This is a genomic window from Vibrio rhodolitus (genome assembly GCF_003350325.1).
GTDB lineage: Bacteria > Pseudomonadota > Gammaproteobacteria > Enterobacterales > Vibrionaceae > Vibrio > Vibrio rhodolitus.
This window is the reverse complement of sequence record NZ_QLYZ01000014.1, coordinates 16,993-29,567: the sequence shown is the minus strand read 5'-3', so window position 1 is coordinate 29,567 and position 12,575 is coordinate 16,993. Positions and strand designations below refer to the sequence as shown.

Genomic DNA, 12,575 nt, shown 5'->3' with positions numbered 1-12,575 from the left:
GTTCGAGATCAGTGATTGATACTAACTGGTCAGTATCTAAAAAGGCAAAGGCGAACCTCTCAGTTCGCCTTAGTAAATTCAAGTTAAGCGCACAGTTAAACTAAAGTTGCGCCTTTAAATGCGCCAATCGGTGCAATTTCATCCAACTGACGAAGCGTCTCCGCACTCAGTTTTACGTCTAGCGCTTTTAAGTTCTCATCAATACGTGAAATCTTACGGCTACCTGGGATTGGAATAATGTTATCGCCTTGCGCCACCAGCCAAGCCAGTGCAAGTTGCGCAGGGGTAATTGCGTATTCTTGGGCGATAGCTTTAATCGCCTCTAAACGCTCAAGGTTGCTAGTAAAGTTTTCCCCCTGCATTTTCGGATTGTTATTGCGAAAATCGTTTTCATCCAACTCTTGCACTTGACCGGTTAGAAAGCCCGCACCAAGAGGAGACCAACAAACTAGTGCCGCGCCAATCTGATTAATCGCAGGTAAAATTTCACTCTCAGCTTCACGACGAAACAGCGAGTACTCATACTGAACCGCACTGATGGGATGAATCGCATGTGCTCGTAAGATCTCGTCGGCAGTGACATTAGAAAGACCGATTGCTTTTACCTTACCCACTTTGACAGCCTCTGCCATCGCAGCAATGGTTTCTTCTAATGGTGTGTTTGGATCAAGATAATGCGCGTAAAGCAGATCTATCGAGTCAACACCTAAACGCTCAAGGCTTTGATCAATTGCGCGAGTTACATACTCTTTGGTGCCATTGATCGTAAGGGGAAAGCCCCAACCAGTATCCAATTGACTACCTGTTTGGTCTTCTTCAAACACGATACCAAACTTAGTCGCGATAAAAGCAGGTTGCTGGTTTTGAGGGTTGATTTGTTGCAGTGCTTGCTTGATCAAATCTTCATTATGCCCTGCACCATAAGCATCTGCGGTATCGATCATCATTCCTTGCTCGATCGCATACACTAGAGTTTGCACCGCTTGTGTATCATCACTTGCGCCGTAGTAGCCTTCTAGCCCCATAGCTCCGTAACCAATCTGTTTAACTGCTTGAAATACTTTATTTGTCATTGTGTTATCCCCGTTTCACGCATTTATTTGGCGGTGGCTTTCGCCAGCCGATGTATCAATTATAGAAGGGCGAATAAAAAGCAGTAGATATGCAAAACTTAAATGATTATTAGCTAAAAACTAATAATCGACACAACCAGAATCACAAAGTGATTTGATAACAAGGTGCTTTGTTTTGAGAAATAGAATATCGCGTGGGATGCCCTGAACGGAGAAGTTGTCTGCTAGTTTGGCAGCATTTGCTCGATCAATATCATCAACAAATGCTGCGGTATTAGCAAGCGGGTTAAAAATATCTAGCGACTCATCATCAAGCCAAAAAGATCTTTCGGATTTGCCATGCGCGGTACAATTTCGATCTGCTCGCCGATATTTAGCTCAGTTGCCAAATCATAGGTGTAACGCAGTACGGACAAGTCTTCTAGTGCAAAACCCACTGAGTCAAAGATAGTGATTTGATCTTTGCTGTCGCGACCTTTGGCTTTACCGGCTATGACTTCCCACAGCGGGTAAACTTGGTGCTCAACTGGCAATTGCTGAATATCGCCTTCAACACGGGTTTGTGGCTCATGCTCAACAAAGATTTTACCCGCGCGCAGCACATCAATATGTAGCTCGGTTTTGCCTGGGCAATCGCCACCGACACCGTTGATATGCATACCTGCTTCAACCATATCTGGCGTAAGAATAGTTGCGTAAACTTTGTCCGCCGTTACTGTTGTAACGATATCTGCACCTTGAACACACTCTTTGGCTGAGTCTGCCGCAACCACTTTAAGCTCAGGGTACGCCAGTAAGTGATTCGCCAATTTATCCATCGCTGCACGATCAATATCAAAGATACGCAATTCAGTAATGCCAAGCAGTTTATGAAAAGCGATCGATTGGAACTCGCTTTGCGCGCCGCAGCCAATCAAGCCCATCACTTTAGAATCCGGGCGTGCCAGCGCTTTCGCCGCCATTACCGAAGTAACCGCAGTGCGCAGACCGGTAGAAATGGTCATTTCACACAATAAACGTGGGTAGCCTGTGGCAACATCAGCCAAGGCGCCAAACGCCATAACGGTAGAGAGACCGTGCTTAGGGTTTGATGGGTGACCATTTACAAATTTAAACCCGTAGTTTTGCTGATCAGCCACTGGCATAAGTTCAATCACACCCACATCACTATGTGCTGCAGTGCGCGCAGATTTATCAAACTCCTCCCAGCGAGAAAAGTCCTGTTGCATGTACTCGAGTAAGCCGCCCATAAAGGTCTCACAACCTTGAACTTTTACTAATTTGGATAGTGCATCTACATCTAGAAATAATGTCATCTTAAGTCTCACTATTCCCTTTCTTACACCGATTGCTACCGAGTCATTTGTCTTAACAACCACTCGGTAACACGCTTGGTTAGAGAGGGAGATTTAATTGTATTTTTATGTGTTCAGGCTCATTCTAAGCCGAAGTTGAGCCAACAAAAAGACAGACTAATGCACAAATGTTTAAGAAAAATTAGCATTTTGATAGTTAAAAGTGGCATTATGCTAAAAACACTTTCTATTTGAGTTTCGCAATGAGCAACCTAGATGATATTGATCGCCAACTATTGGCACTACTGAGAAAAAATGCCCGCATGTCAGTGGTGAACCTCGCCAATAAGCTCAAAGTATCGCGGGCGACGGTGCAAAATCGCATCAACAAGTTAGAAAAAGAAGAAGTGATCCTCGGTTATACCGTCAAACTCAAACACGAGGCTGAAGTTGAAGCACACACAGTCAAGATCATTATGAGTATTTCGGTCGAAGCCAAAGATGAAGCGAATGTGCTCAAAGAGCTAGAAGCCTTCCATGAAGTGATTTCGGTTTATCACACCAATGGACACTGGGATTTAATAGCTGAAGTCCAAGCGGAAAATCTCTCGGTGCTTGGCGGATTATTAGTGCGCATTCGCTCAATCAAGGGCATTGTGCAAACTGAAACCAACTTATTGCTCGATCAGATTTTCTAGCAACCCATATAACCTTCGAGCTAAATCATCACCTTTATATACTGTCATCTTCCAGCCGCAAGAAAATGCGGCTTAAGATCAAGTTAGAGCCTTTCCCGATAAGCGCTGAACTTGTTTCACTCAAGCAATATTGGGTTAATAAAGCATTATTAAACCTTGGTATCCACCAATCTCAATTTGTGAAACGTAATCGCCAATATTGCCTTGGCTATCCACCACGCGCATTGGTTGCTCTAAGGTGATAGTAATAGGCTCGGCGGCATAATAATCTGCGTTGCGCCCAGAAAAATCAGTACGATAAAGGACTCGTCCCTTACTAAATTCGCGCGCGAGAACCATCTCCTCTGGCGCGCCAGTGACAACTTTGCGCTCAGACTGATAAGCAAAGTAAGTGTAAGTCGGTTTTAGTAAAGTCATGCCATTGGGTAAATCTGCATGCACAACTGAGGTAGAGGTTGAATCTCCGACGATGGTGTAGTCTGCTGGCGTTGGCATCTGGGTAGACATCATTAGAGGAATGGGATCATGACCTACGGGGATAGAATTAGCCGGCATACCGAGATCAATCGCTTGCAGTGCAGTAGGTTGATAGGCGATATTCTTCGCCACGCCAGCTTGCCAAAAGTTGCTTTCGCTGGTGTTGTCACTACCGTAGATAAAGCCATTATTCCACTGACTAAAGTAGCTATATTGAGGATGGTAATTAAGATAAAACGCAGCTAACGTCGAATACTGATCTTGCTGCCAGTTCTGTTGATTATTGCCAAAGTACTGTACCCGACCATAGCGAGTCGTGGCTTGAAAAATCACACTATTTCCCTGCTCTGCCAATGCCGAATTATCCCAAAATTTTGCAATGCCGGCATAGCCAGTAAAACCGGTTGATGGAAACAGGTAGTGCTCTCGCAAGTAGAGTGAACCCGCTTCAATAAGGTGATTTTGACCATTTCGCCCATAAAGGTTGGCAGTTCCAATGTTAAGACCAATCAACGCGTCACTTTCTCTCTCTGCCAAATGATTTAGAAAGGTCGAAAACTGCTGTTTGTAAAGCATGTCAGCTTCATCGCTATCAACCACTAACCCAAGTTCAGCAACACGACCGCCCGAGTACACGGTAAACTGGTTTGCCCCGATTAACTTATTAGTATCATCGTTATACGCACCATTAAGCCCTTGTTCCGCCCACTCTAATCGATAAAAGTCATGCATCGCATTAAGAAAGTCTGAACTGGCGATATTGGTCACCGCCCATGAGGAGTTCTGGCTCCACATACGACCAAATGGGATCACCCGCGATTCCCAGCGAAAACGTGCGGTAGCATTTTTGTTGCTGCGGTTTTTATATTCCGTCCAAGAGAGATAATTGTCTTGATTAAGGTCGGCAGACACATCAAAACCACGCACTTTACGCCACGTTTTGATTTCACTGCCGCTTGGCGTATGCGTCGGTGCATCTGTTAACTTAACTACCGGAAAGCTATTTTTAAGTTTGACTTCTTTTAGCCTTGGGCGAACATCTTGCTCACTACCTTGCCAAGTAATGCGCACAACATAAAGCCTTCCACCATCTCGGATAAAGGTTGAGCCAAAATACTGCCCGCCCCCATAACTTGCTCCGCTGCCATCATGAGTCGTGGCGCGTTGCCAGTCACTCGGCACTTGCCAAATGACATTTTGGTTTTTGGTCATATTGTTGGTTTTGTCTTTCTTGATGTCAAAGCGCGACCATTGAGTGACCTCACCACGAGCATCAACCGCTGAGGGATATTCGATAACAAACGAACCACCTTGAGCGAACTGACTGAACTTTAAGACAAGCCGATCAAACTGCTCGGCGTGATAGACGTACAGCGCACCGCCATTATGATGATTAGCAAAAACGTCTGCATCCCATGGTGGCTGTTGGTAGAGCCAGAATCCTGCATGATCACTGCTTGCGGTATAGCCGACAATCATCGGCTTGCGGTTGAGTATGGTTTTCTCGCCATGGGAAGGATCAACTTCTGCCAGTACAGTATCTTCTGCGAAATGTAGGAAAAAGTCTTCGTAGTTGATGCCATTTAATTCAGCATAATTGCGCAATTGGTTTTCAATGTAGCCGCTGTTTAGCTCTAACTTTTGGTTGTACATATAGCCAATGGCTTTAACCCGCTCGTTGTTGCTTTTGTCAGCGTAAGAGCCAAATACGATATCTGCATTGTCTAACTCCCACTCAATGACTTGCTCAGCGGTGAGCGCGTTACCTTGCAGGTCCACACTCGGTTGGTGCAAACCCGGCAAAACAATTGCCGAGCCTGCTAGAGCAAAATACGACGCAAAAAGAGAACACGCACCGTAAAGAAAACAACATAAGCTTTTGTTTTTCATTTCTTTCGACTCAATGCAAGCAACAAACTTCAAAATAACCATCAAACTGAGAATCAATTTGAGACTCAAAATACGAAGTTAAGTATCGAACACAGCGTTAGAGTGTTCAAGAAATGAGACAAAAATCACACATCAGCGTCCTAAGCCGAGCGTCGACTTAATGCAAAACGATCGAGTAATCCCCACCCTAACCAGAAGAAAACGGTAAGAGAAATCGCTGTGATAATTGCCGGTATTGGATTTTCCAGTGAGCTAATTGAGCCTGCATAAGCGGCAATAAAGCTGTAGGGCAAATTAACCGTGCACCACGCGAGCATAAACTTAGCAAACGACATACGGCTGATGCCAGACATGCAAGCTGTAACTTCAGGTAGGATTGGCATCGCTCTCGAGAGCAAAATCATCAAAACGCCATGACGATTGAATTTCTCACGAAGATCCTGACGCTGCTGTGCATCTTTTACCACAACGTTAACGATCTTATCGCCAAACAAATAGCTCAGAACATAGCCGCCTACACCCGCAAGCAAAGTGCCGCTAAATGCCGCCAAACCACCAACATAAACACCAGCAAAATACCCACCTAACATCATGATAGAAAGGGTGGGAACGGCGACAAACAAGTCGAGAAATAACAGTACAATGACCACCAGCGCCACTGTGGTAATACTCAGTGTGTTCGCTTGGGTTAACCAAACTTCAATCTGCTCTAAGGTCAACCAGCCCATTGCGTTGGCAAGAATAAAGGTTGAAGCAAAACACAGAGCCATAATGCCCATTAATTTGAATAAAGGTGCCATGGTTACTCCTTAAGGGTAAAGAATCGTAATTTCATGAGGAAATGGAGTGTCGACTGCATCTAAGCGAGCACTGGAAAAACTTGGCGCTTTAAAGGTTATTTTGGCGCCGTTAGAAAAACCTAAACCTTCTTTCGGTATCAGTCCTGTCCAGTTTTTACTGACTTTGCCATCTTCGTCTTCATCGTGAAGCACTTTGATAGCAAACTGCGTAGGAGCGTTATCGAACACAACGCTGAACTCTGAGCGATCAGAGTCATAACGATTGATTTGCAGTGCCTTATCATGAGCTTTGGGAAAACCCGCCTCAGCAAAAAGCATCACTAAAATTTTCCCCGGGCGGCTCGTGTCTACGCCATTTACCAGCACCTCTATTTGATGATTTGTCGCCTGTGCACTCATTGAAATTACTCCTAATATCCATGTGATAATTGTTAGCTTTGCCACCTGCTACGACCTCTTAAGAATTCGGCGCGCGACACCGGGCGCAAACATAAGAAGCGCACGCAAAATCCGTATCGCGCCAATATCAATATCCTTTTCGCTTTTCTCGATGCCTGTGATGATGGCTGTCGCTGCCGACTGAGCAGACATCTTGTTTTTGCCTCGTCCTGTGGTCATATCGGTATCGACTAGTGGTAAAAATGCTTGCTGCACTCGAATCGCCGAGTTTTCAAATTGATAGCGTAAGCTTTGTGAAAAGATATTAAGTGCGCCTTTACTGGCGCAATACACCGCAGATGACGTTTTCGGCACAAGACCAAGCGCCGAATTGACGTTGACGATTCGCGCTGGTGTAGAGTTACCGAGCGCGGGTAGCAAGCCATGAATCAATGCGCAAACAGAGGTAAAGTTGGTGTTTATCTCGCGCTCTACTGTGGCAAAGACGAAAGTGTCTTCATGAATCTGAGGCATAAACTGTACAGCCGCGTTGTTGATCAACACATCGACTTTCGGTAAATCCTTCGCCAGTGACTGAGCCACTTGATGAACATGTTTAACGTTTTCCAAATCGACTTGGTATGTGATGATCGTGGGATGCTGGTTTTTCAGCGCGAGCAGTTTGGTTTGATCTCTGCCTAATACAATCAACTGGTTGTCACGAGCAAGCTGCGCGACAAGCTGCCGCCCTACTCCTGACGTCCCGCCAGTCAGCACAATATGTTTGTTGTAAAGATCCATTCTGACTTCCTATTGCTTATTGTTGAAAGTCAGAATAACGAGCTTAACGCAACAAAACTTTAACAAAGGTTAAAGTCAAAAATGACGGGGTTACCGGTAATTGGTATTACTGGCGTTGATAGGCGTTTTGCACGCCTAGTTTGGCGCGAATGCGAGATAGAGAAACTTCCGTGATCCCCAAATACGAAGCAATGTGATAATTGGTGAGGGAGTGTGCAAGCTCGGGTGACTCAGACATAAACTGAATATATAACTCGGTCGGCGACAACAGTAGTAGATCGGCTTCTCGTGCTTCTTTTTTTAACGCCAGCGCGGTCACCATCGAGAAGAAGGCATTTTGCCAACCAAGGTGTGTCTCGCTAAGTCTCTTTAACGCTTTGGCTGGTATTTCGAAACACACGCCATCAGAGAGTGCTTCACAATGAAAACGCGCAGGAAGATTTCTGGCAAACGACGATAGGCAGGCAGAAATATCCCCTTGTAGCAAAAATGATTTATTGCGGCGAATACCTTCCGTTGTCAGGTAAAAATTGCACAAGGTGCCTTGGCATACAAAGCGCACTTTATCGACGATATCACCAGCAATAAACAGTGTCTCGCCTTTGGAAAACGCTTTGAGTGAGCCTTGTTCAACAAACACTTGCCACTCATCATCACTCATATGGAAAAGTTCCCGCATGTGCTGCTCAAAATCATCGAGATGGGTTTGTCTTTTCACTCGTCTTCCCTAACCATTAAACGTTGTTTTACTTACGTTAGTATGCCTACAGGCGATCTTAGTGTACCGGGATGGTATCGATTGATACTAAGTGGGTCGCATTTCTGCTGTTTGGCTGGGCTTAACCGGGCTTCCTTGCCTCTGATAAGTGGTCAAAAACGACGTGATTCATCGCGCGTTAATTATCTCGCGCAATCACTAGTGCAACAAATTAACCAGCAGCTCATTTTTCTTTTTCAGTGAGTAGCAACCACGGTAGACACGGCGAATTTCCGCCACTTGCTGCTTCGGAGTTTTCGCGTAATGTTTGTTGAGATAAATTGAAGAGTTGGGATAGCCCAACTCTAACGCTGCACGCTTGAACATACTTTCAATTTTGACGAAGTCACGCTGCTCAAACAGAGCAGTAAAATTCGCACAATTATTATTGCTCGCCCAAGCGGACTGAGCGAAGCAAGCGCCCAGCAATAGAACCTTAGCACCCCAGTTTAGAGGGAAAAGCTTACGCATTCTCTTGATTCTCCACCGCAAATTGCTTCATCTGTTTTACTAGCGATTTGATGTAATCATTTTTATCTTGGATCTGTTTTGCTGAAGCAAGGTTAATGTTGAGCTTGCCATGTAGATCTTCAATGCGTTGTGACAAATCAGTCGCCACCATTGTTTGGCTGTTAGCGGTCTCATGCACCACGGCATTGATAGACGCAAGCTTCAGCGTACTGGTGTTGATCACTTCAAACGCGTCGTTAAGCTGCTTAGAGAGTGCGAACGACTTTTTAATGATCGCTTGGTTCTGATTAATATGATCTCGCGCTTTAGCGCTGAATGTATTGAGTTTCTCGACTGCATCTTTGATCACTAAGGTATTGTTTTGCGTCTGCAGCGACAGTTTACGAACTTCACTCGCCACCACCGAGAAACCTTTGCCATGCTCACCTGCGCGCGCCGCCTCAATCGAAGCATTCAACGCCAGCAATGCCGTTTGGCTTGAGATCTGATTGATAGTGTCGACCACGCCGTTGATGTTATTCGAGTATTCAAACAGCTTGTTGAAAATCGGTGCCGAGTCGTTAATCGAGATTAAAACCTGCTGAGCAATCTGACTATCGTATTCCATTAATCTGCGACCGTTTTGCAGATTATTCAGCACAGATTCAGTAGCCTCACTCGCCGCTCCCGCTTCATTACTCACACTTTGTGATGTTGAAGATAACTCCACTGTCGAGGCAGAGATTTGCTCTAAATCGAGAAAGCACTCTTCGGTTTTTTCAACATTGCGCTTTAAAGCTTCATACGATGCTAAATATGAGCTGTGCAGCTCCATCAGAAAATTCGCAATGTCGTCGTTAACTTCTTTCTGTTTCAGTCTTGCTCGAATAAGCAAAGAGAATAGCGATATCGCGACTAGAGATAGCATTACCGCCAGCTGATGCACTGAGTTGGCATCCAGTTGTAATGCAATGTAATGTGTGGATATAGGTGCCACAAGCACCAAGCAAGCCAAAATGGCGACAATTTTTACGTTCACGTATTCATGACCTTGTATACATGGCGACTATGAAACGCGAGCCTGCACTTCTACCAAAAAACACTAAATAACAACATATCTAGCGCCTGCATCCGTACAAAAAACAAACAACCCTGTTAACCCCAAAACATGCCATTTGCAGGAAAAATCCTACCCCCCCGGCGTGTCGGTAAAATAAAACACAAACTCACAATCTTGTTATTTTCGCTTCGTTTCATCCTAAATTAGCCACGCTCTGTAGTGTCAATGCGCTTATCAGAGCAATTTGAGTCAATAACAGTGGGCTTTCTTGGTGAAATGAGCGATTTCTTCTTCACTTTCATCGCCAGAATACTCATCTTTTGAGAAATCGCGCCAACTTAGTGCTATCGTGACGACAAGCCATGATTGTTATCCACAATTTAACTTGGGCAAATAAACTGGCACCGCGCTTTGGATGCTGCCCTTTTTCACAAAGCAATATATACTCTCGAAGCAGTTAACTAATTAGGGCAACTTATGAGCGATTCATCACCTGTCAACGTTCCACGCGATCCAATGGAGCGCTTTAACATCTTTTTCAAAACATCAGCAGAGAGCAAAAAAATCTGGTTGCTGATTGATGAACACGGCAGTGTTCTGCTCAACACCGACGATGAAGAATGCGTTCCTGTCTGGCCAACTGAAGAGCATGCACTGCAATGGGCAACCGAAGAGTGGGAAGGTTTTACTGCTGAACCAATTTCTATCGCGAAGTGGAAAAGCCGCTGGACGCACGGGCTTGAGCAAGACGACTTATCCATTGTGGTATTCCCCGATGCTGAAGGCGAAGGTGTTATCCTCTACCCTGAAGAATTTGAATTTGAAATTGTAAAGCGCGAGCGCCGCTAGCAGACAGCGTGGTGCAATTTCTGTTTATAAAGCGGTGCCTAGTGCATCGCTTTTTCATTTAAACACCACAACAATGCTGGCTGTCAGGCTTTTGCTTTAGCATTGCCAGTAGCTTTGGTAGAATGCCGCCCTTTCGCAGTCAGCGCACTGCATTTTCTTTGAGATCCTCTAATGAAAGATAACCTAGCGATAATCGGATTAATTAACCCCAAAAGCCCAGAGAACGTGGGTGCGGTAATGAGAGCGGTAGGTTGTTATCAAGCGGATGAGGTGCTTTATACAGGAACGCGCTACGATCGCGCAGCCAAATTCACCACCGACACCAAAAGTGTTAGTGAGCACACACCACTGAGAGGGGTAAGCTCTATCCTTGAAGCTATTCCGCAAGACGTTAGCGTGGTCTGCGTAGAACTGGCATTAGGTGCGACCCCTCTACCTCACTTTAGCCACCCTGAGAAAGCCGTGTACATTTTTGGTCCTGAAGACGGTTCTATTCCACAAGAAGTTGCCGATCAAGCCGATCATGTGGTGTATGTACCAACCATTGGTTGTATGAACTTAGCGGCATCGGTAAACGTACTGCTTTATGACCGCTTAGCCAAATCAGAGGCGATGGTAACGGGCGATGAACTTATTCGTTCAAGCCGAGATAATCGTAACAAGCTAAAAGTAAAGTCGGCAGCTGAAGCGTAACTGAACGATAGCTCGCGCTCTAATCATTTTATAGCGCAATAAAAAAGGGACTCGCTAAATGCAAGTCCCTTTTTCCACATCAATATCTGTAAAGGTTTAGCCTAAGAAGGCTGGCAACATACCAAGCATAGATAGAATGTGGAAAACCGCGGTCAATACACCAAAGATGATAACTGCTACAATCATCCCGTTGCCGCCAGGAGCCATAAAGCCCTCTGCACCATCTTTACGCGCTCGAGACTTGTATGCCAACAACGCCGGAATGATACATGCCCACACTGTCGCAGCTGCACCTGCATAACCAATCGCAATAACAAAGCCGAATGGGAAAAGCAGAGACATGATCAGCGGTGGCAAGAAAGTCACTGCCCATGATTTAGTGCGACCTTGTTTGGTGTCGTCAAACTTGAACAAGTCGGCAATAAAGTCAAATACCCCAAGACCCACACCGATAAACGATGATAATAGTGCCGCCATTGAGAAGCTGTTGATTGCATTGGCTACTTTTTCTGACGCAATCACTGAACCTAGAGCTGACAGTAGTACGTCAACGTTACCGCCTTGCTCAATCACAGGACCAAACTTCGCACGTGGTAAGTTGCCGTAAATTGACAACATCCATAGTAAATACAAAGCTAACGCGATAATAGTGCCACCTAAAATGGCGTACTTAGCGCGGCGCTCTTCGCCATAATAAGCGCGCATTGATGATACAGAGTGGTGGTAACCAAATGATGTCAGCGCTACAGGTAGCATCGCCATAGCGTATGGCGCGTAACTGGATTGCTTGTTCACTGAGTCAAATAGCACCGACATGTCGATATTCAAGGCTAGACCTGACACACCGAACACGAAGCTCAGAATCATAAAGGCGATTAGAACAACTGAGATGCGATCCACCGCTCGTGTTGAGTGCCAAACAAACGTAGAGAAAATCAACACAAACAAGATAGACGCGAGTTGGCTACTGATGCCTAACATACCTTGCAGAATAAGGCCTGAAGACGTGATGTAGGCGTACAACAAGATACCGCCAACAAAATACACGGTAATGTTGTTAAGACCGTTAATTTTAGAACCAAGCATATCCTTGGTTACAGTGTTGAATGAAACTTTTAAATCGTAATGCTTGAATGCCTCTAGAAGCATCCAGCCAGAAATGGTCATTATCGCCATTGTTAGTGTAATCGCAATCACTGACCACGTTGTCCACGCACCAGCACCTGCACTTGGAAGCCCGAGCATGCCCGCACCTACACACACACTGGCGATAATACATGAGCCACCTAATAGTGAGGGAGTTCCTTTCATAGATATGTCTCTTTGTTATTGTTCACGTTATTGGATAAAACTG

Annotated in this window: 13 protein-coding genes; 3 read left to right on the top strand and 10 right to left on the bottom strand. The window is 45.2% G+C overall.

Annotation, left to right across the window (positions count from 1 at the left end; translation table 11 throughout):
* Positions 1-95: 95 nt before the first annotated feature.
* Together DPF93_RS13665 and DPF93_RS13660 are read right to left on the bottom strand one after the other, a co-directional pair.
* A complete protein-coding gene (locus DPF93_RS13665) occupies positions 96-1,073 on the bottom strand; it encodes an aldo/keto reductase (RefSeq protein WP_114766680.1) in 978 nt (325 codons plus the stop codon).
* A gap of 296 nt (positions 1,074-1,369) precedes the next feature.
* Positions 1,370-2,389: an ornithine cyclodeaminase gene (locus DPF93_RS13660; RefSeq protein ID WP_114766679.1), complete on the bottom strand. Its 1,020-nt coding sequence runs from the start codon at positions 2,387-2,389 to the stop codon at positions 1,370-1,372.
* 242 nt (positions 2,390-2,631) lie between these two features.
* Here DPF93_RS13660 and DPF93_RS13655 point away from each other — a divergent pair, with 242 nt between their 5' ends.
* On the top strand, positions 2,632-3,066 hold the full coding sequence (locus tag DPF93_RS13655; RefSeq protein WP_075648397.1) for an Lrp/AsnC family transcriptional regulator: 435 nt from the start codon (positions 2,632-2,634) through the stop codon (positions 3,064-3,066).
* Between the two features lie 135 nt (positions 3,067-3,201).
* Here DPF93_RS13655 and DPF93_RS13650 read toward each other — a convergent pair whose 3' ends face one another.
* The 7 genes from DPF93_RS13650 to DPF93_RS13620 all read right to left on the bottom strand — a co-directional run bounded on the left by DPF93_RS13650 (position 3,202) and on the right by DPF93_RS13620 (position 9,658).
* Positions 3,202-5,433, bottom strand: coding sequence for a hypothetical protein (locus DPF93_RS13650; RefSeq protein WP_114766771.1), 2,232 nt, complete (start codon positions 5,431-5,433; stop codon positions 3,202-3,204).
* 140 nt (positions 5,434-5,573) lie between these two features.
* Positions 5,574-6,233 carry a TVP38/TMEM64 family protein gene (locus DPF93_RS13645; RefSeq protein WP_114766678.1) on the bottom strand — a complete coding sequence of 220 codons (660 nt, stop codon included), beginning with the start codon at positions 6,231-6,233 and terminating at the stop codon, positions 5,574-5,576.
* A 9-nt stretch (positions 6,234-6,242) separates the two neighbouring features.
* Positions 6,243-6,677: a DUF2141 domain-containing protein gene (locus tag DPF93_RS13640; protein ID WP_244204728.1), complete on the bottom strand. Its 435-nt coding sequence runs from the start codon at positions 6,675-6,677 to the stop codon at positions 6,243-6,245.
* A 3-nt stretch (positions 6,678-6,680) separates the two neighbouring features.
* Positions 6,681-7,412, bottom strand: a complete 732-nt coding sequence (locus DPF93_RS13635) for an SDR family oxidoreductase (protein WP_114766676.1) — start codon at positions 7,410-7,412, stop codon at positions 6,681-6,683.
* A 106-nt stretch (positions 7,413-7,518) separates the two neighbouring features.
* Entirely contained in the window at positions 7,519-8,130 is a 612-nt protein-coding gene (locus DPF93_RS13630) for a Crp/Fnr family transcriptional regulator (RefSeq protein ID WP_244204727.1), read from the bottom strand.
* A 198-nt stretch (positions 8,131-8,328) separates the two neighbouring features.
* On the bottom strand, positions 8,329-8,640 hold the full coding sequence (locus DPF93_RS13625; protein ID WP_208638792.1) for a hypothetical protein: 312 nt from the start codon (positions 8,638-8,640) through the stop codon (positions 8,329-8,331).
* A complete protein-coding gene (locus tag DPF93_RS13620; protein ID WP_114766675.1) occupies positions 8,633-9,658 on the bottom strand; it encodes a methyl-accepting chemotaxis protein in 1,026 nt (341 codons plus the stop codon). Before DPF93_RS13620 ends, DPF93_RS13625 begins: the two co-directional genes overlap by 8 nt.
* A 498-nt stretch (positions 9,659-10,156) precedes the next feature.
* On the opposite strand from DPF93_RS13620, the gene DPF93_RS13615 reads away from it, so the two are divergent.
* Positions 10,157-10,528: a DUF2750 domain-containing protein gene (locus DPF93_RS13615; protein ID WP_114766674.1), complete on the top strand. Its 372-nt coding sequence runs from the start codon at positions 10,157-10,159 to the stop codon at positions 10,526-10,528.
* A 171-nt stretch (positions 10,529-10,699) separates the two neighbouring features.
* Positions 10,700-11,221, top strand: coding sequence for an RNA methyltransferase (locus DPF93_RS13610; protein ID WP_114766673.1), 522 nt, complete (start codon positions 10,700-10,702; stop codon positions 11,219-11,221).
* Between the two features lie 96 nt (positions 11,222-11,317).
* Here DPF93_RS13610 and DPF93_RS13605 read toward each other — a convergent pair whose 3' ends face one another.
* Entirely contained in the window at positions 11,318-12,532 is a 1,215-nt protein-coding gene (locus DPF93_RS13605; protein WP_114766672.1) for an aromatic amino acid transporter, read from the bottom strand.
* Positions 12,533-12,575 lie beyond the last annotated feature (43 nt).

What these genes read in the sequence shown, in the direction of transcription:
- DPF93_RS13665 (WP_114766680.1), bottom strand. Translation starts at nt 1,073, where the DNA reads ATGACAAATAAAGTATTTCAAGCAGTTAAACAGATTGGTTACGGAGCT.
- DPF93_RS13660 (WP_114766679.1), bottom strand. Translation starts at nt 2,389, where the DNA reads ATGACATTATTTCTAGATGTAGATGCACTATCCAAATTAGTAAAAGTT.
- DPF93_RS13655 (WP_075648397.1), top strand. Translation starts at nt 2,632, where the DNA reads ATGAGCAACCTAGATGATATTGATCGCCAACTATTGGCACTACTGAGA.
- DPF93_RS13650 (WP_114766771.1), bottom strand. Translation starts at nt 5,433, where the DNA reads ATGAAAAACAAAAGCTTATGTTGTTTTCTTTACGGTGCGTGTTCTCTT.
- DPF93_RS13645 (WP_114766678.1), bottom strand. Translation starts at nt 6,233, where the DNA reads ATGGCACCTTTATTCAAATTAATGGGCATTATGGCTCTGTGTTTTGCT.
- DPF93_RS13635 (WP_114766676.1), bottom strand. Translation starts at nt 7,412, where the DNA reads ATGGATCTTTACAACAAACATATTGTGCTGACTGGCGGGACGTCAGGA.
- DPF93_RS13625 (WP_208638792.1), bottom strand. Translation starts at nt 8,640, where the DNA reads ATGCGTAAGCTTTTCCCTCTAAACTGGGGTGCTAAGGTTCTATTGCTG.
- DPF93_RS13615 (WP_114766674.1), top strand. Translation starts at nt 10,157, where the DNA reads ATGAGCGATTCATCACCTGTCAACGTTCCACGCGATCCAATGGAGCGC.
- DPF93_RS13610 (WP_114766673.1), top strand. Translation starts at nt 10,700, where the DNA reads ATGAAAGATAACCTAGCGATAATCGGATTAATTAACCCCAAAAGCCCA.
- DPF93_RS13605 (WP_114766672.1), bottom strand. Translation starts at nt 12,532, where the DNA reads ATGAAAGGAACTCCCTCACTATTAGGTGGCTCATGTATTATCGCCAGT.